This is a genomic window from Nocardia sp. NPDC050793, from assembly GCF_040654065.1.
Classification (GTDB): Bacteria; Actinomycetota; Actinomycetes; order Mycobacteriales; family Mycobacteriaceae; genus Nocardia.
The window spans coordinates 506,748-523,237 of the sequence record NZ_JBFAHG010000005.1 but is presented as its reverse complement, the minus strand read 5'-3'; the positions used below and the strand labels follow the sequence as shown (position 1 = coordinate 523,237).

Below are 16,490 nucleotides of genomic sequence, written 5' to 3'. Positions count from 1 at the left end.
TCGTCGAGGTCCAGGCCGTTCAGCAGGATCTGGAAATCCCGGCGGATTTCGACCCCGTAGCCGCCGATGACGTCTACGAGGCCTGCGTACCCCCCGGCACATCAGCGATCCCCTGACCGAAGAAGTGCTCACCCATCTTCAGCATCAGCACGTGCAGCAGCTTGTCGGCGTCCGGCTCCGCGTTGACCGCGGCGAAGACGCGAGCGAGCTGCTGCACCGAGAGCGCGGAGAGCAGGAAAGGGCGGTGATCGCGGTTCCTGAACGTGATGTCGAGGGTGAATCGGTCGCTGGCGGCAGCCGGGAACGGGACCTCGAGTGGCGGATCGAAGCCCCACTCGCGGCCGAGGATGAACGGCGTGACCGACTGCTCGCCGAGTGAAAGTCCAGCGGCACGGGCACGGTATGCCTCGAACACGTCGGCCTTCTCTTCGATGGTCGTCGGGCGCGCGGGAGCCTTTCTCGGTGCAGCCTTACGGGGAGTGCTGCGAGAGGTGTTGGCGGCCATGATTCCTCCTGAGTTCTGGCGGTCCTGGCGGAAGCCGTCCCCGCGCTCCGCCAGGACGGCGCGGGGACGGCGCTAGGGGTTAGGCGACGGTGATCGCTGCGGTGTCGGTCAGCGCGCCGAGAGTGGCGGTGATCGTGGCAGCCGAACCGACGGCCACACCGGTGACGCGACCGCTGGTCGAGACCGTCGCCCGGCCTGCGTTCGAGGTGGTCCATGCGCATTCGGCGGTGCGGTCGAACCCGTTGTTGTCGATGACAAGCAGCTGCACCTGCTCGCCGACCGCGATCGATGCCGCGCCGGGGCTGACGGTGATCGACGCTGGGGCGCCGAGGAATCCGGCGGTGGTGGCGATCGAGTCGAATCCGGCACCGGCGACACCGAAGTCGTACGGGCCGCCGAAGTCGGCGTCGTCCAGCACGGTCAGGGTGTAGCCGAGGGCGAGTTCCTTACCCATCTGACCCTGCATCGCGGCACGCTTCGACACCGAGGTCTTCGGGTACATGAAGTACGGGTACAGGTTGCCGCTGGAATTGGAATCCTTCGCGATGACCAGCGCCGAGTAGTACCGGACATCGAGCGACGAAACCCTGTGCGCACGGAATCCCTTGCCGGGCTGTGCGTTCACGGTCGACAGATCGGTGTTGTGCGCGAGTTCGAGGTTGATCTTGCGCCACTCCTGCGCGATCCAGTCGATTTTGAACGACTCACCGGTGACGACCTCGCGCCGCGGCATCGGCGAGCCGTAGCCGTCGATGGTGGCGGTCTGAGTGTCTGGTGCCAGGCTTACGCCCGCGGCCTTCTGGATTTCGCCGGAGGTCTTCCAGCCGGCGGGAAGGGTCTGCAGGACGCCGCTGGAGTCGCACAGATCGGTCGGCATGTACGGCGCACCCGGGGTCCACAGGTGCAGCAGCACCAGCCAATCGGTCGCGGACATCACCAGCGGGTCTTGCTTGTCCTTGAGGGTGAGGAAATCAGTAGGGGCCATGGCCAACTCCTTTTCGGACATGACGAACTACCGCGGCCCGGGCGGGCGCGGTGGCGTCAGGGGTGGGTCAGAGAGGGAGGGACTCGCGGATGCGCGCGTAGTCCGGGACGTCTCGAGGGAGACGACATTCCACCCGGAAGGTCACCGGGACCAGGCGGTGGTCAGGGTTCAGCTCGGGAAGCTGCTGCGGCCCGATCATCTCCTCGACGAACGAGACGTAGGAGATCGAGCCGTCTTCGTGCCGGACTTCGCCACCGTGCTCATAGGACAGCAGCATCTGGCGCAGGTATTCGACGACCGCCCACGAATCAGCACGGGTCTGGGCTATGACGCCCAGTTGCACGGCCGCGGCGTCGATCAGTCCGTCAGCGCCGAGACCGCCTCGGTAAACGCGCACCACGACGCGCCCGGCGTCGAGCAACGTGTCGAGGTCATCCGGCAGCCAGGTCACTGCCAGCCCTTGCGGGGTCAGCAGGTCCAGCCAGCGCTGCGTGAGGTCCAGTACGACCAGTTCACGGTCGGGCCAGCCGCCCGCGTACCAAGCTGGAAACTGGACGCTCACAGCGTCCCCAGCATGTTCAGCACGGTGTTGAGGTCGTGCACACCGGCGACGACGGCGGTGACGTTGCCCTCGTCGTCGTGCACCTCGTAGCCGTACTCGTGCCCCAGTCCGTGCGGGGCTTCGCTGCCGCCGATGGTGAGTCGTCCGCGCCATCGATCCTTGAGCCGTCCGCCGAGGAAAGTTTCGGGACGCGCCGAACGCGCCAGGCGGCCGCTGCGTTTCGCTACCACGTCTCGATACATGGCCTGCGCCATCTCGGCGCGCTCGAACATCAGCGCCCGCATCCGCGCCGCCAGCAGCAGCCCAGCGATCGCGGGATTGCTGCCTGCGCCGCCGGCGTCGCGATACGGGATGTCGTTCCGCATCAGCTCACCGCCTTCACTGAGTACGTCTTGTATCCGGTGTCCCAGCCGGTCATCGGGTGTACCTGGTCCCACTGCGCCGGGCCGAGCACCTGATACACCTCGCCGGTTGCCTCGCGCCGAACCTGATCGGACTGACGGATCTCGGCGGAGTCGCGCGGCACCGCCAGGGTGCCGAGCAGCGTCGCGGAATCACGCGCCGTCGCTGGGTACGTGCCGCCTGGCTCGGTCGGGATGTTCTGCCAGTACACGCAGCGCTCAAGGACTCCGGCCGGGGCTGGACTCCCAGCACCGGTGCGGTCGCCTGTGCGGTCGCGAGTGCCACGCAGGATAGTCCAGGTCTCGCCGAAAGGGACTACGAGCGGCTGCATTACAGCCCTGGACCTGACATCGAGACGGCGCCGGAGACGTTGACGCCGAGCAGGGACAGGATGGCGTCGCGCTCGGAGTCGTAGACGAACAGGGTGCCGTCCGGGTTGCGGAACGCGATCTGCGACGTAAACGGACCCATCACCTGATACACGCTCTGCGCGCCCTCGATTGCCGCGCTGGTCATGGCGCGACGAACCATGTTGCACGACAGAATTTTCAGGCCGTCGGCGAGCTGCTCGTCGGCGGCCGCCAGGGCCACGAGATCGCCGTACGTCTTGAACCACACACCGAGCCACCACGCCGCATCCGCGAGCAGAACGTCGACACGGGCCTCCTCCTCCGGGGAGAGGGCACGCCAGCGGGCTTCGAGATCGGCAGCGGTGGCGAAGGCCATCGGTCAGTCGCCCTTGCCTGCGGCGGCCTCGATGGCCGCGAGGATGTCGGCCTTCACCTTCGCGTCGCCGAGGTCGATCTCCTTGGCCTTGGCGTACGCCTGCAGCTCGGGCACCTTCCAGGTATCCGACGGCTCGCCCTCCGGGTACGGCTCCGGCTCGGGCTCCGGCTCGACAACGGCCGGTTCCGGTTCGGCGCCGGGACGCGGCATCAGGACATTCAGCCGGTCGAAGCGCTCCAGCTTGTCCGGATGCACCTTCACGACCTCGCCCTCGTAGGCGGTGCGGTGAGCGCCGTTCTCGTCGATGTAGGACATCAAGCCGAGAACGACGGTGCGTTCGTTGCTCATGCTCATGCCGCGAGCCCCGTCACCTTGAGCACGTTGTACGGGTTGGTGACCGCGAACAGCGGACGGACATCGGCCTGCACCCAGGTCTGCTGCTCGCCCGGTTCCCGCCATGTCTCGGTAGACAGCGGCTTCTCCAGTCGCAGCTGTCCGACCTGGCCCTCGACGACCACGTACGCCTCGCCAGCGGTGACGCGGTTGGTGGAGACCAGCTCGACGCCGTTGGCCGCGAGCACCGCCGCCGCCTTGTCGCCGTAGATGACGTGGAAGTTGTAGTACTCCTGCGGATTGACGAACCACAGGTTGAAGCGGCCGCCGAGCTCGAAGGTGTCCGCCTTCAGCTGGGTCTTCGCGAAGTCGGCCGCCGGGAGTGCCGCGTTGTTCGTGGTGGTCAGCGTCAGCGCGGCGGCGTCGGCCCACGAGGTGCCGGTCATCTGCACATCGGAGCCGATCGCAGCGATCGAGGCGTCGAGGGTGGCGATGGCCCGTCGATGGATGCCGCGGTTGATCGTGTTGCCCAGCTTCAGCGATTGCTGCTGCAGCAGCACGGGGTCGTTGCGATCCCGGGCCTCGTCGGTCACGCCGAACTTGCCGCCGAACTTCTCGACGTAGGCGAGCTTCGGCTCGGGCCGCGCGGTGGTGACGATCGGGAACTCGCCGCCGGGCTCGACGTTCTGGATGTCGCGCTCGGTGTAGAGGTCGTTCGCCATCAGCTGCGAGTACAGCAGCGCGCCGCCGGACACCCCGCCCGCACCGCTGAATACGCGGTCGGCCCAGAAGTTCTGGAGGGTGATGTCGGACAGGTAGGCGGTGATCCGGCTCGGCTCCTTGAGCATCAAGTCGACCGTGATCAGGTTGCCGCTGAGGGTCGGCGGCGCGAGCGGATACTGCGGCGCCACAGGTGTTCCAACCATGACTTATCCCCTTTCTCAGTACAGGTCGACGAGGACGTCGGCGTTGTTGGTGCCGGCGCTGACTGCCATCCCGACGGCCTTGCCGCTGGCGAGGGTGACGGCCTTGCCGCTGGAGCCGACCTCGACCTCGGCACCGACGGCGATGGTGCCGCCCGCGGTGACGGGAACGATGCCCTGCTTGATGACCAGCACGCGGGCACCGGAGGCGGCGTCACGGGCCGCCACACCGAATGCCTTGGCGGCTGCGGTGCAGGTGGCGGCCTTGAGCTGGCCGTAGGTGTCGGGCGCGGCAGAGATCGCCAAGAATGTCTTGCCGGTTACGGCGCCGGTCGTGAGGACGGTGACGTCCTTGCCGGGCCGGAACAGGGGTGTGCACTCATTCGCCATGAGAGCAGTCCTTTCCTAGGTTCGTCCCCGAGGCGGCGCGGGACGCCAAGACTCGGGGTATGAGTTGTCCGGCTGCGCCGGCGGGGTGGGCGAGGCTCCCGGCCTCAGACCCTCGACCGGCCGATCACTCGGCGGCGGGGTCGGTGCGGGAGCTGGAGCAAACCGCGCCTGATACCGGGCGCCCTTCGCTTCCATCTCCTCTCGGGTGCCGGACCCGAGAAAGTCGTAGTCCTCTTCGGGGACGCCGTACTTGGCGGCGACCGTCTCGCGGGTGAGGTTGGCGATGGTCTGCTGCGCGGCGGTGAGCTGGTCGGTCGCGCGCTGCACTTCGGTCTTGGCGGCTTCCTGGGCCTCGTTGTGCGCCTTCATGATCGGTTCCGCGTCGCGGTACTTCCTGCGCCAGTCGGCGTTCTCGCTCCGCAGTTTTGCGATCTCGGCCGTGGCCTCTTCGGGCGTCCAGTCGGTCTTTGGCTTCGCGGGTTCCGCCGGCGGGTCCGCTGGGGCTGGCGCGGGCCGTTCGCCGACCGCAGGTGCGGTGGGTGACGTCAGCGCATCGCCGACGAGGACCACTTCCGAGACGGCAGGTGTCGGGTTGTCACTCATCTGTGTTTGCCCTCCTGGGGCGTCGGGCCGCCGCCAGGGCGGCTGGTGGGTTTTCCTTGATCGCGCGGCGGAACGCGCGTAGTGCGTCGCCGCCGGTCAGGCCTTCGGTCGCGTCGGCCCAGATCCGTTCGATCTCCTCGCCCAGATCCGGGTCACGCTCGATGCGCCGGAATGCGCGATTGAACACCTTCCGTGTCTCCTCGCCGCTGCCGGTGCTGTCGGCGGCCATCCACAGCCGCTCGAGGCGCTCGAAATCCGCGCGGCCTTCCCAGTCCTCGCCACGCCGCACGAGCACGGCCTCGCAGTCGCAGTTGTCGTGGTAGGACTCGCCCAGCTCGCGCGTCCCGCGTGGGCGCGAGCCGCCCGCGGTCTTACGGCCGACAACCGTGAGCGCGCTCTTGTCCGACTTGTACACCGGGCCCCGTGACGCCAGCATCGCGCAGAACGCGCACGACTCAGCACCGGACAGCACACGCGCCCAACCGATCTCCTCACCGGCGGCTTCGGCGGTGTCTACGACGGTGTCGCGGGCGGCCTGTTGCACGTGCCGGGCGAGGGTCGCTAAGACGCGCTCGGCGACCTCGCGCACAACGACAGGGTCGGTGCGGTTCTCCGTCGTCGGTCCGGTGACGCGGGCGCGCGATCGGCGCCGCGACTGCGGGTCGAGTTCCGCCGGCGCGGCGCGGACGGTGACGCGGGCCCGCGACCGGCGCGGCGGCGCGGCGGGTTCTGGTGAGCGTCGCTGCGGTGGTGGTTCGATGGCGCGTTCGATGGCGTGCTCGACGGCGGCGACTGGGTAGTCGCGCACCGGCGCGACGGGCAGTGTCCGGTCGAACTCTCGGATGGCTTCGCGGGCGGCCTGGTGGCTTTGCTCTCGGCGGGCCACAACCTCGCGGTGCAGCACGCGCGCCATCTGCTGACGCTGCTCGACGGTGACGGGCACGCCGTCGACGGTCATGCGGCGCCGGATGATCCTGGCGAGCGCCGCGCCGAGCAGCCTGTGCAGCGCGCGCAGCGCCGCGGTGAGCATCGCGGGCTACGCCTCGATCGGCTCGAGGGGTTCGGTCGCCATCCGGTCTTGCTTGTCGCGTGCTGCCAGGGCGCGGTTCACCTTCTCGCGCGTCCAGCCGGGGATGTCCTCCCAGAGAATTTCATCTGGCACGCCGAGCATCGTCGCCATCTTGCCGAGGGCGTCCACGGTCTGCGCGAGACTGCGCGCGGTCTGGTCGCGCCAGATCACCTCGCTGGCGAAATCGCTCGCCGCCTCGGTGTCGCCGCTGATGTGCGCGGCAGTGCGCAGCATCTGCTCGTAGCTCTCGCCGAGGGACGCTTCGATCTCGGATACCTTGCGGTCCTTGCCCGCTTCGAGGGCGGCCAGGGAGGCTTCGGAGATGTTCGAGATGCCGGTCAGGCCCAACTGTTGAGCGGGCACTTGACCGATCGCGGCGAGGTCACGCAGCGCGCTGTCCTTGGAGTCGATGTAGTTGCGGAGCTCGGTCGCATCGAACTGGCCGACCTTCACATCCTTACTGCCGAAGAACCAGGTATCGGAGGCAGCGTGACGCATCGCCTCGGCCTCGGATTTCGGCATCCATCCCATGACGTAGCGCTGTTTGAATGCGCTCCAGTACTGGGCGACGAGCTGCTCGAAATTCGTTTCGTTGATGCGTTCCTGGATGGTCAGCAAGCCCTCGACGATTCCGAAGACCTCTTCACCGTCTAGGAGCATCCGGTCTTGGAATCGGACGACCGGGCAGACGCCGAGGCCGTGTGATCGTCCCTCGATGTAGTCGAAGTTACTGGCGCGCAGATAGCTTGGATCCGTCCAGCCGAGTGCCGACTGTGGGACGGTCTTCGCTCCGATCCAGTGCACCTTCTCCTCGTCGTAGAACCGGAACATCGGGCCCTTGCTCTCCAGCGCGGTGACCGGCCATGCATCGTCTACCGGCCCACCCCTGCGAGGGTCCCATTCCAGCGGCTCGCCATAGAGGGCGGTCATCTGTCGCGGCGAGACTCCGCGCAGCATGACCGGCACCTCGTCGCCTTCGATTTCGTCCCGCGAACGCAGCGACGGCAAGGTGGTCACGTAGGACGCACCGTAGTGGATGGTGGCGCGATTGACGCCGGTCTGCTTCGCGCCGAACTGGTTGCGTTGCCACCACTTCCACGGTCCCGCTTGATCGCCCCTGCGGAGCCCCTGCGGGTTCGTGCTGACGTTGGTCAGGTAGTTGTCGACCTTCAGCGCCTGCCCGTAGACGTCGAGGATCAGCGGCAGAAAGTTCGTCTGGCTCTTGCGGGCCAGGCCGGGCATTGGGCCGGCCATCTGCGTAGACGAGGCGCCGCGGATCTCCAGTGCGCCCAATGCTTCTGCCGCATCCCATGGGCGCATTGCCCGTTCCAGTCGGTCTAGCCGCTGCTGCTCGTAGGCTCGCGGGCCGGCGAGCATCTCCCGCACGGCATCGATCACCGCCTCGCGTCTCAACGCTCACCACCTCACACGAACATCGCTTCGCTGCTGACCTCGGGGTTGTTGATCAGCCACGTCTTCCTCATCAGCCGGGCGCCGACCATGCTCACCGCGGCGTCAACCTTCTTCGCCGACCCGCGCGCCGACTTCCCCAGGCCAACGCCGAACTTGCCAGGACGACGGCGGGCGTTGTGCACGTGCTTGGTGAACCGCTTGTGTCCGTCGTGGCGGATCGCGCGGTCCTTGATGTCGGTCGCGGTGCGCTCGGCGTGCTCGGTGAACAGCTGGGTGTGGCGCGGCCAGCGCATGTCCCACAGGATCGGATGCTTGCGGTCGCCGTTGGGCACCGCGGGCAACTGCCATTCCTGCAGCGCCGCCCATTCGTCGGCGAGGTTCTCCCAGAACCGTTCTCCGGTGTCGTCGTCTCTCGCGTCGCTGGGGTCGACCCACAGGCCGACGACGTCCCAGTACTCCAGCGCCCATCGAACGCGGTGGTCGACAGCGTCGCGGTCAACGATCCATTGGCCTTGCTGCTCGACGTTCCAGCGCGGCGGGCGCTCCCAGATTCCGACGTAGAACACTGCGCCGGTGTCGATTCGGCAGCCGATCAGCGCGGTGGCGTCGTCGCTCTTCGAGCCGTCGAGGAACAGCGCGACTCGCTCGTCCTCGCCCGGGCGGGCTCCCGCGTCCACCAGGGCATCCCAGTGCTGCGGCACGACCCACGCGTCGGCGGTGGCAACGACCTGGTTGTACCACTTGCGGCGGCTCTCGCTCGGCGGGTTCGCGCCGTTGAGGATGGACTTCACGATGCGGCCGCCGGGCTTGGTGTTGAGCCAGTACGAGTCGCCGCGAACGGCTTCCAGCACCGCAGGGGCGTCCTCGGCGGTGAGGGGTGCGTCTGGTGGTGCTTCGAGGCTGTCGTAGAGCAGGCCGTACTCGGCTGCGACGGCGTCTTCGCCTTGTGTGTCTTCCCAGGCCTCGCGTGTACGTTCGCCGACGGAGTCCTCGCCGGGGCGGTAGGCGTTGCAGATATCGAGCATTCGCGCCGCACCGTCTTCGCTCTTGGCGGCGTTGCCTTCCAACGCGCCGGCCATGTCGTGGCCCGAGTTCGACGAGTTCCAGTTCTGCGTCTCCGCCCTGATCACCAAGGTGGGGCGTCCGCCCTCGATGGTCAGCGGATTGCTAGTCACGGCCTCGATCTGGCGGGAGTCGCCGAGACCGTAGATGTTGGTCTTGCCGATCTGGATCCCGTAGTGGCGCCGTGTCTCCGCTGGCACCAGGCTCGGGAACAACTTCATGGTGTTCTTCGTCTGCGCTTCGGCGACCGCGACGATCTGCACCCAGGCGTTCGGCTCTTCGCGGCCGATCGGGTGCCCGTTCTCCCAGTGGTCGAACGCGACTTCGGCGAACATCGCCGCCATTGCCAAGCAGGCGGCTACAGGGTCTTTGCCCCAGCCCTTCAGCCTCTGGAGCACCGCCGAGTGGTACAGCCAATCGCCGTCGGGGTCGACGGCGAAGAACCACAGCACGAATCGGGTCTGCTCAGGCGTGAACTGCCAGGGCTGGCCCTTCTTATCCCGCAGCCATTTTCCGCACCACGCCAGCACGCGCCACCCGAGCGTGAGCTCAGGCAGCACCCAGCCGTTGTCCCACTGCCAGACCGGCCCGATCCGGATCGGCTCCCATTCGAGGTCGACCGGCGGCACCGTCGTGGCGAGCTGGTCCTCGTACCACGCGATGATCTCCGCGAACTCAGAGTCGGGTGTGGTGAGTAGGGCGGGGCCAGCGCTAAGCGCTACGGCCACGGGTGGCCCACCGCGAATTCGCCGCAGCGCGATGCTGGTTCGGCGTCGCACCTGGCACGGTCTCGCCGCCCTCGGCGGGGAGGTCCGGCAGTTTGAGCTGACGGAGCAGGCCGCCGAGCGTCGCCCGGTGCTGGCGCAGCTCGGTCACGATCGGGTGCACGACGTCCTGGCCCATCGAGCCGGGGATGATCAGCGGGTTCGTTCGCATCGCGGCGACCAGGTCGTCGATCAGGTCCGACTCGAAGCACGCGTCCTTCAGCACGCGCAGATCGTCAGGGCGCAGCGCGTAGTTGCTGAGCACGTCGTTCCACAACTTCCGGCCGCCAGGCTTCAAACCCTTTGGCGGGGCAGGCTTCTTCCGGGTCGCCATCTGACCTCCAGGGTCTCGACCGCCACCAGGACGGCTGGCCAGCAATCAACCGCCGCCACCAGCGGCAGGTCACCGGCCGGAAGTCAGCGCAATTCGGGCAGGTCGGCCAAGTGCGACACCGAGCCGGGGTATGGCCGCGAGGTGACCGTGATGTAGCGGCCGACGGAGTAGATCTCGACGGACAACCCGTCCGCGGTGACGAATCGGCGGCCGGGCTTTTCGCGCCTGCGGCCCCAGATGTGCAGGCCCTCGCCGGAAGGCGAGATCTCGATGTAGGTCGGCGGAAGCTCAGCGAGCAACGCTGCGGCCGCCGGGGTAGGCACACCGTCGACCAGGCAATGATCGAGGTCGATACAGCCCACGCCGTCGCCGAGCACGAATCCGCGGCGGCCGCTGGAGCGAATCACGGTCCAGCTCGTCCAGGTTTCAGGGTCGACGCTCGACGCCGGGGTGCCATCCGGCTGGATCGGCATCTTGTCCCGTGTCCAGCCCACCCAGCGGCGGCGCCGCCGAAGCTCTTCTGGCAGCACTTGGTGCGCCCGGTGCGCGGCCACCCGGCACCTCGTCGAGCAGAACCGCGGCGTCGGGCCCTTGCGCGGCACACCCAGACTGCCACCACATCTCACGCAAACTCGAACCCCCATGCGCCACAGCCTACCTGGAGCGTGTAACGAGTAATAGGCACTCAACAGCGTGTATGCCGATCGGTTGCCGGGGGCCGTCGAGGCCGGCCATCGGGCGCGGCGCTCTGACCTGCGAAAAAACAGGGGCGAGCCGCACGCATGGCCGGAAGTGCTATGCCTTCCGCCGCGCTCCGTACCCCTATGGGGTACCCCCCCATCCCGGGGGGCTACTCCTCCGCAACCGTCCAGGGTGCGGCTCGGGCTCGCGGTACCGGCTGTGCCGGGCGCGGCCGGCCTCTGCCTCCGCCTGAGTCTTGGCCTGGTGGCAGCTGTCGCAGAGCACCCACAGGTTCACGTCGTCGTCGCTGCCGCCCCGGGCGACGTTGACCCGGTGGTCGACCTCGTGGCCTGGCTTGCCGCACTTCTGACAGGTGTTGTTGTCGCGCCGACGGATCCGCTCGGCCTGCGGCCGTGGCACACCGCGGTACCGACCGGGCTCACGGGACCAGGGCATCAGCGGTAGTGCTGCATGTGGCTGCGCGCTCTGGCCACATGCTCGGCCAGGCGGTCACCGGTGGTGTGCGCGCCGAGGTGGACGTGGTGCGTGACGGTCGGCGTGCTGGCCGGCCTCTCGGTGATCCGGTCCGAGATGCGCTGCGCGAGCCCGTCGATCAGTCGGTCATACCAGTCGAGTAGCCAGCTACGCATCGGCTGGCCGATCGGTGAGCATGCGGGCGAGACGCTCCGCCGCCTCTTGGGACGTGTGACCGTCGTACTCGGCGGCGGTCTGCCGGATCGGGATCTGGAACTTGTACCAGTCGTCAGCAATCAGGTAGTGGTTGCTGATCTGCCCGGTCGGCAGTTGGGCGACGACGACGAACCAGCGCCCGTCGAAGCACGCTTCACCATCGGAATGCCGGACTGATTTATGCACGTCGTAGAGTCCGGCGCGCGCCCACTCGTTGAACAGCGCCGCGTTGTACAGCATCCGGTAGCGGTAGAGCTCGGCGAAGGTGTGGTAGCCGTCGCTCGTCTGCGCCACATCTTGGTTATGCATCGTCGTCCACCGTGCTGATTACGATCGGCCCGCGCTCGTCGACGCTGCATCCTCGGTCAAACTTGCAGGCGAGCTCGATGGCGTCGGCCATCATCCCTTTGGGGTTCGTGACGGATCGGGCTGCGGTGTACAGGCTGCCGAGCGCGATGTCGCGGCCTGATCCGATGGCGACTATGCCGCCGGTCGGGCGAATGGCTGCGTGCGCGAACAGCAGCCACACGTGGTGGCGCCAGGCGACGAGCACGTCGGCGTCGATCCCGCTGGCGTTGTCGGAGTGCGACACGGTGAGGGGCGGGTTGGCGTCGGCGAGGATTCCGGTGATCGCTTCGGCGAGCGCGCCAGCCCACCGGTCGGCCGCGTCGATGTCGTCGGGATCCTCGGGCGTGGCCTCGATGGTGAGACAGCGGTCGAGCATGCGGCCAGCGGAGGCGTTGCCCGCAGAGCCGATGAGAACGCGCTCGCCGTTGCTGGCCTGGTGGACGCCGATCTTGCCGCGCTTGCTGTAGACGAAGGTGCCACCGTGGTCTGTGGCGGTATCGCATCCCATGATCACACGGTTGGGCAGTGGTAGGGCCATCGCGGCGATGACGGTCATGCGCTCACCACGACCACGTCGAGAGGATGCGCAGCGGTAGCGCTTTCAGCTGGGGCGCGTGGCCGATGGGGTGGCATAGCAGCGCGTGCACGATCGCGTACAGATCCATCAGGGCTCCTCGGTTCCGAGCGCGGCGGCCGCGGCCTCGATGATGGCGCGCGCTTCGGGTTCGGTGTAGGCGAGAGGCGCGGCGAGGACGACAGGTTCGGCGAAGACGAGCACGCCGATGGCGCCGATCGTCTTCGCGAGTCCTTCCGCGTTGTGGAGCATGTCGGCCTGCTCGGCAGTGCAGTTGTCGACCACCAGGGCGTACGGGGTCGAGACGGCGTGGCCGAGCTGCTGCTTGGGCAGCTCGAGGACCCGCAGCCGCATCAGTGCGGCCCGACGAAGATGTGCGCGAACCTGTTCGCATCAGCGAACACGTACGCGGTCTCGGTTACCGGCTGCGTGTACGGCTGTGCGGCCGGGACGATGAAGTCGATGACGTCACCAGTGCGGAGCTCGTATGCGTCGTCGACGCCTCCGGCTGGGTTGCTGGTCACGTAGATCCGGCCGCCGGAGCTGTCGTCGTTGCGGATGGTGACGCGGAACTCGCGGTCACTACGCGTCCACGTGGCGGCCGGTACCGGAGCCTGGCCCTGTTGGACGAGGATGCGCTTCGCGCTGAACGGGGTCATGGTGTCTCCTTCAAGAAGGGGGTTCGCAGCGCGCAGCTGGCCCACCCGGCTGGATCAGTCCGGGCTTGCAGAGCCGGGAGGCTCTTTGGGGTGCTTGCCGACTCCCGTTGCGGTTTGACGCGCTGCGAAGTCTGCGGGTGGTCAGTTCTGGCTGCGCGCGATTGCGGCGTTGGCCCAGAACATGGCCTGCTCCAGCTGCGTGATGGCGAGCGCCTTCTCGCGGCCGGGCGGGAGGTCGCGGTCGAACTGGTGCGCCAGCTCGCGGCAGCCCGCGCGGACCCCCTCGTACGCGGTGACTTTCGCAGTGCTGGGGCGGTGGTAGTCGAACCGGTGGTTGATGTCGGCCGTGCTGGCCGGATCGTGGTGTCCCATCAGAAGATCTCGCGCAGCACCGCGAGGGCGATGCGGCCGAGCAGCTCCCAAGGGACGAGGGACGCGGCGGCGGACAGGGTGGACAGCATGGCGAAACTCCTTGTGCTGGATGGTGGACGGGTTGTCCGTTGCGGTGGCCGGACTCGAACCGACGACCTCCAGCACATGGAGCTGGCGCGCTACCGCTGCGCTACACCGCGTTGGGGCCAGCCGTTTCGGCCAGCCGTTGCCGAGCGACCTCGGCGTAGTCGGGACTGCCTTCAATGCCGACGAAGCGCCGGCCTTCGACAAGCGCGCCGACTCCGGTGGTGCCGGAGCCTGCGAAGGGATCGAGGATCAGCCCGTCATCGCGGACGGTGCGCACCAGGTGCCGCATCAGGTCGACCGGTTTGGCGGTGATGTGCTGGCGCTGCTTGCCGACCGGCCTGGTGACGTTGTAGACGCCGGGCAGGCAGGGCGGCTTGTGGTCGCGGTCGAGTACACCGTGAGAGCCCCAGACGAGATACTCGGCGCCGTTGGCGAATCCGGGCTGCGGCCGCGCCCCGGGCTTGGCCCACACGACAATTCCTCGCCACCGCCACCCGGCGGCCTGCAGCGCATCGGACATCGCCGGTAGCTGCCGCCAGTCCGTGAAGATGAGCGCCTGGCCGCCCGGGCGCACCAGGCGCAGCGCCTCGCCCAGCCAGAGTGTGCACCACAGGGTGAACGAACGCTGGTCGCGCTGGTCGCCGCCGAAGTCCGGCATCGCGTGTCCGGAAGCCGAGTCGGTGCTGACGTACTTCTGCTGCGCGGTTCGGCTCGTGCGCTCGGCCGTGCTGGTGCCGCCGCTGCAGTACGGCGGATCGGTTATCAGCGCATCGAACTGGTGCGCTGCGAACCCGCGCATGGTCGCCAGGGCTTCGCCGTGGATGATCCGGAAGTGTTCGATCTTGAGATGGGTGATCGGCTCGGTCATGACCAGACCGCCTTCCTGCCGTCAGACGAGGCCCCCGCGGCCCGTCTGGGGCATGAAAAAACCGCCACCGGCCGCGACTTGGGGTCGCGTCGTCAGTAGCGGTTTCTGGTGCAAGAGTACACCAGGAAGATCAACCGGTGATCTGAGCGAGGATCCGGCGAGCCTCGGCGATCTTTCCGGCCGCGTGCTCGAGCTGCTCGGGCGTGAGTGACTTGCCGAACGCAGCGGCATCGTTGAGCTGCTGTTTCACCTGGTCCAGCCAAAGGATTGCGAAGTCTCGGGCGGTCGTCTCGGGCATGCGCGAGACCCTACCTCGAGTCGAACATGTTTTCGATAACGGAGCGGTAGCAGTAGCACTCTGGGTAGTGGCGGTTCAGGCGCGGCGCGGCCATCCTGTTACGAGGTTCCGCTCGCATTTATCGGGAAGTGTCAACGAGCGATGGACCGGAAGGCTGCGCTCAGCGGCTGTATATCAATCGAAGCAGTTCATCAGCAGCGTGATCGGCGTGATCAACATCGACGATACCCGCCACCTTGAAGATCGGCGTCAGCATAGAGTCGGTGTTCATCTCATTGAGCGCCTCTCCGGAGTAGAACGCGATGAAGCTCCGAGAGGCACCAGCGGTGCGTGCTGCAGTGACGCGCGCGTGGAACTCCCGGGCGATGATCTTGGAGTTGTCAACCGATGCTTGATGCAGTTGGAGCCTGTCCATCAGATGCAGCTGCCCGTTGGTGTACTGGTAATCGAACTTGACCGTTTCCTGCTCGTCTGCATCCTGGGAATCACCCCATACTGCCGGGACCGCGACGTCGGGCTGGGGATGGATCTCGGCCATCGCGAGGGCGTTCTCCACCCGCTGGCGCAGCAGTTTCGCCCATGGCTCGCCGTGTTGTTCCTCTCGGGCAACCAAGTCGGCGTAGAGGTTTTCGGCGACCTCGTGAGCGTTGCCGCTGGCGGGCACGTATCCGCCTGTGATGAGACGGAACTCGGTTGGGCGCCGCTGTTGCGAGCGGATGACCTGCTCCCAGGAGCCTTCAAGGATCATGTCGGTGTAGTAATCGACCCACCCGCTATATCCGTCCTTGGTGAGGCCGAAGCGGCGAAGCGCTCGCCCGTTGATCTGGCCGCGCGAGTCGACCGCGTAGAGCTTGATCGCCCATTGCCCTTCTACTGCTACCGCAACGCCGATGTTGCGGGGTTCCTTCCGGCGCATGTCCGGTGTGAACTGAATCAGGTGCCACATTGCATCCAACGGACAGCACCTCCTCGCGCTTGGGGCAACGGACTACCGGCTGCCCTCGGTTGAGAACAGCTTCAAGGATGGGCCCGAGCTAGCGGGCTTCTCGTTATTTCGCAATGCGCTTACCAGCGACTCTATCTTCCCTTGCCGGTCTATGAGGAGACTCCTCAAAGTCTTCACCCGAGGCTTCGGCACCAGAAGCCCCCGTTCGTACGCTTCTTCAAGCGCGAGCTCGATTACTGCCACGGGCGTCGAGCGGACTCGCCGTATCCAGTACTGCAAATCATCCATGGAAAGCGGTGCAGTGCTGAATCCGTGGTAACGCAGAGGAGCCAGATTGGATGTAGCGGAGAAGTGCTCGCCGCTACGGCCGGCCAGCGAGCGCTCGTGGTCGATGAGCCACATTCCGAGTCTGGGGTGGAACAGGAAGTTGTCCTCGTGTCGGTCGTCGTTGTGAACCCAGCAATCGAACACGAGGGCCCCTGCCACGGTTGAGCTGTAGATCGCAAGGATCTCGCTGTGTCGAGTGGGAGGCAAGGCGTTCCCACCGTGGCGAAGCTGTGGAGTGGCCCAGCACTTACGACCGTCGGGAAGAAGCGCGACTTCCCCAGGCAATACCGGCAGCCCCAGAGCAGCGGCCAAGCGGCAACATATGAGCTCGTTTGCAACCAAGTACGGAGCGTCCCCATCCTGCGCTTTGACGTGAACGGTCGCCATCCCCCACCAGGAGTCGTTAGCTCCGCCGTACTCGTCGGTGATCGCGTCCAAGCTGTGAATCTCGATGCCAGGCTCACGGTATCTCGTCGAACTCATGCATCCACCACCGAATCGTCGCCACCCACACTCAGCTTCCGACCCCTCACTAGGGTGACGGTAGCGCCGATCCGTGCGAGGAAGAG

At 66.9% G+C, this 16,490-nt stretch carries 26 protein-coding genes and 1 tRNA gene; all 27 read right to left on the bottom strand.

The genetic code is table 11. The features are described from left to right. Positions 1-73 precede the first annotated feature (73 nt). Positions 74-505, bottom strand: a complete 432-nt coding sequence (locus AB0H50_RS20590; protein ID WP_357454799.1) for a hypothetical protein — start codon at positions 503-505, stop codon at positions 74-76. 79 nt (positions 506-584) lie between these two features. Beyond that, a complete protein-coding gene (locus AB0H50_RS20585) occupies positions 585-1,490 on the bottom strand; it encodes an Ig-like domain-containing protein (protein ID WP_357454797.1) in 906 nt (301 codons plus the stop codon). Between the two features lie 67 nt (positions 1,491-1,557). After that, on the bottom strand, positions 1,558-2,052 hold the full coding sequence (locus AB0H50_RS20580; protein WP_357454794.1) for a hypothetical protein: 495 nt from the start codon (positions 2,050-2,052) through the stop codon (positions 1,558-1,560). Beyond that, complete coding sequence (locus tag AB0H50_RS20575; protein WP_357454791.1) at positions 2,049-2,417, bottom strand: hypothetical protein; 369 nt, start codon at positions 2,415-2,417, stop codon at positions 2,049-2,051. The genes AB0H50_RS20580 and AB0H50_RS20575 overlap by 4 nt, the downstream gene beginning before the upstream one ends. Continuing rightward, positions 2,417-2,665: a hypothetical protein gene (locus AB0H50_RS20570; protein ID WP_357454788.1), complete on the bottom strand. Its 249-nt coding sequence runs from the start codon at positions 2,663-2,665 to the stop codon at positions 2,417-2,419. Before AB0H50_RS20570 ends, AB0H50_RS20575 begins: the two co-directional genes overlap by 1 nt. A 119-nt stretch (positions 2,666-2,784) precedes the next feature. After that, entirely contained in the window at positions 2,785-3,180 is a 396-nt protein-coding gene (locus AB0H50_RS20565; RefSeq protein ID WP_357454785.1) for a Gp19/Gp15/Gp42 family protein, read from the bottom strand. Between the two features lie 3 nt (positions 3,181-3,183). Next, positions 3,184-3,534, bottom strand: coding sequence for a hypothetical protein (locus tag AB0H50_RS20560; protein WP_357454782.1), 351 nt, complete (start codon positions 3,532-3,534; stop codon positions 3,184-3,186). Then, positions 3,531-4,439, bottom strand: a complete 909-nt coding sequence (locus AB0H50_RS20555; RefSeq protein ID WP_357454779.1) for a major capsid protein — start codon at positions 4,437-4,439, stop codon at positions 3,531-3,533. Before AB0H50_RS20555 ends, AB0H50_RS20560 begins: the two co-directional genes overlap by 4 nt. A 15-nt stretch (positions 4,440-4,454) precedes the next feature. Then, entirely contained in the window at positions 4,455-4,826 is a 372-nt protein-coding gene (locus AB0H50_RS20550) for a capsid cement protein (protein WP_357454777.1), read from the bottom strand. A gap of 15 nt (positions 4,827-4,841) precedes the next feature. Continuing rightward, entirely contained in the window at positions 4,842-5,429 is a 588-nt protein-coding gene (locus AB0H50_RS20545; protein ID WP_357454774.1) for a hypothetical protein, read from the bottom strand. Further along, positions 5,422-6,459 carry a hypothetical protein gene (locus tag AB0H50_RS20540; protein ID WP_357454771.1) on the bottom strand — a complete coding sequence of 346 codons (1,038 nt, stop codon included), beginning with the start codon at positions 6,457-6,459 and terminating at the stop codon, positions 5,422-5,424. The genes AB0H50_RS20545 and AB0H50_RS20540 overlap by 8 nt, the downstream gene beginning before the upstream one ends. 6 nt (positions 6,460-6,465) lie before the next feature. Continuing rightward, positions 6,466-7,896: a phage portal protein gene (locus tag AB0H50_RS20535; RefSeq protein WP_357454768.1), complete on the bottom strand. Its 1,431-nt coding sequence runs from the start codon at positions 7,894-7,896 to the stop codon at positions 6,466-6,468. A gap of 26 nt (positions 7,897-7,922) precedes the next feature. After that, positions 7,923-9,701 (bottom strand): hypothetical protein, encoded by a 1,779-nt coding sequence (locus tag AB0H50_RS20530; protein WP_357454766.1) that lies wholly within the window; start codon positions 9,699-9,701, stop codon positions 7,923-7,925. Then, positions 9,685-10,071 (bottom strand): hypothetical protein, encoded by a 387-nt coding sequence (locus AB0H50_RS20525; protein WP_357454763.1) that lies wholly within the window; start codon positions 10,069-10,071, stop codon positions 9,685-9,687. The genes AB0H50_RS20530 and AB0H50_RS20525 overlap by 17 nt, the downstream gene beginning before the upstream one ends. 83 nt (positions 10,072-10,154) lie before the next feature. Continuing rightward, the gene (locus AB0H50_RS20520; RefSeq protein WP_357454760.1) at positions 10,155-10,625 is read right to left on the bottom strand and encodes a hypothetical protein; all 471 of its coding nucleotides are present in this window, start codon (positions 10,623-10,625) and stop codon (positions 10,155-10,157) included. Between the two features lie 268 nt (positions 10,626-10,893). Further along, positions 10,894-11,208 (bottom strand): HNH endonuclease, encoded by a 315-nt coding sequence (locus AB0H50_RS20515; RefSeq protein WP_357454757.1) that lies wholly within the window; start codon positions 11,206-11,208, stop codon positions 10,894-10,896. Then, a complete protein-coding gene (locus tag AB0H50_RS20510) occupies positions 11,208-11,402 on the bottom strand; it encodes a hypothetical protein (protein ID WP_357454754.1) in 195 nt (64 codons plus the stop codon). The genes AB0H50_RS20515 and AB0H50_RS20510 overlap by 1 nt, the downstream gene beginning before the upstream one ends. Further along, positions 11,395-11,751 (bottom strand): hypothetical protein, encoded by a 357-nt coding sequence (locus AB0H50_RS20505; RefSeq protein WP_357454751.1) that lies wholly within the window; start codon positions 11,749-11,751, stop codon positions 11,395-11,397. The genes AB0H50_RS20510 and AB0H50_RS20505 overlap by 8 nt, the downstream gene beginning before the upstream one ends. Next, on the bottom strand, positions 11,744-12,346 hold the full coding sequence (locus AB0H50_RS20500) for a hypothetical protein (protein WP_357454748.1): 603 nt from the start codon (positions 12,344-12,346) through the stop codon (positions 11,744-11,746). The genes AB0H50_RS20505 and AB0H50_RS20500 overlap by 8 nt, the downstream gene beginning before the upstream one ends. Positions 12,347-12,454: 108 nt before the next feature. Then, a complete protein-coding gene (locus AB0H50_RS20495) occupies positions 12,455-12,718 on the bottom strand; it encodes a hypothetical protein (RefSeq protein ID WP_357454745.1) in 264 nt (87 codons plus the stop codon). Continuing rightward, complete coding sequence (locus AB0H50_RS20490) at positions 12,718-13,023, bottom strand: hypothetical protein (RefSeq protein ID WP_357454742.1); 306 nt, start codon at positions 13,021-13,023, stop codon at positions 12,718-12,720. Before AB0H50_RS20490 ends, AB0H50_RS20495 begins: the two co-directional genes overlap by 1 nt. A 141-nt stretch (positions 13,024-13,164) precedes the next feature. Continuing rightward, on the bottom strand, positions 13,165-13,395 hold the full coding sequence (locus AB0H50_RS20485; protein ID WP_357454739.1) for a hypothetical protein: 231 nt from the start codon (positions 13,393-13,395) through the stop codon (positions 13,165-13,167). A 128-nt stretch (positions 13,396-13,523) separates the two neighbouring features. Continuing rightward, positions 13,524-13,595 (bottom strand) — tRNA-Met (locus tag AB0H50_RS20480). Beyond that, complete coding sequence (locus tag AB0H50_RS20475; RefSeq protein ID WP_357454736.1) at positions 13,586-14,350, bottom strand: DNA methyltransferase; 765 nt, start codon at positions 14,348-14,350, stop codon at positions 13,586-13,588. The genes AB0H50_RS20480 and AB0H50_RS20475 overlap by 10 nt, the downstream gene beginning before the upstream one ends. A gap of 130 nt (positions 14,351-14,480) precedes the next feature. Beyond that, a complete protein-coding gene (locus AB0H50_RS20470; protein WP_357454733.1) occupies positions 14,481-14,648 on the bottom strand; it encodes a DUF6374 family protein in 168 nt (55 codons plus the stop codon). 160 nt (positions 14,649-14,808) lie between these two features. Next, positions 14,809-15,603 (bottom strand): hypothetical protein, encoded by a 795-nt coding sequence (locus AB0H50_RS20465; RefSeq protein WP_357454730.1) that lies wholly within the window; start codon positions 15,601-15,603, stop codon positions 14,809-14,811. 33 nt (positions 15,604-15,636) lie between these two features. Then, positions 15,637-16,404 (bottom strand): hypothetical protein, encoded by a 768-nt coding sequence (locus tag AB0H50_RS20460; protein ID WP_357454727.1) that lies wholly within the window; start codon positions 16,402-16,404, stop codon positions 15,637-15,639. Positions 16,405-16,490: the final 86 nt, after the last annotated feature.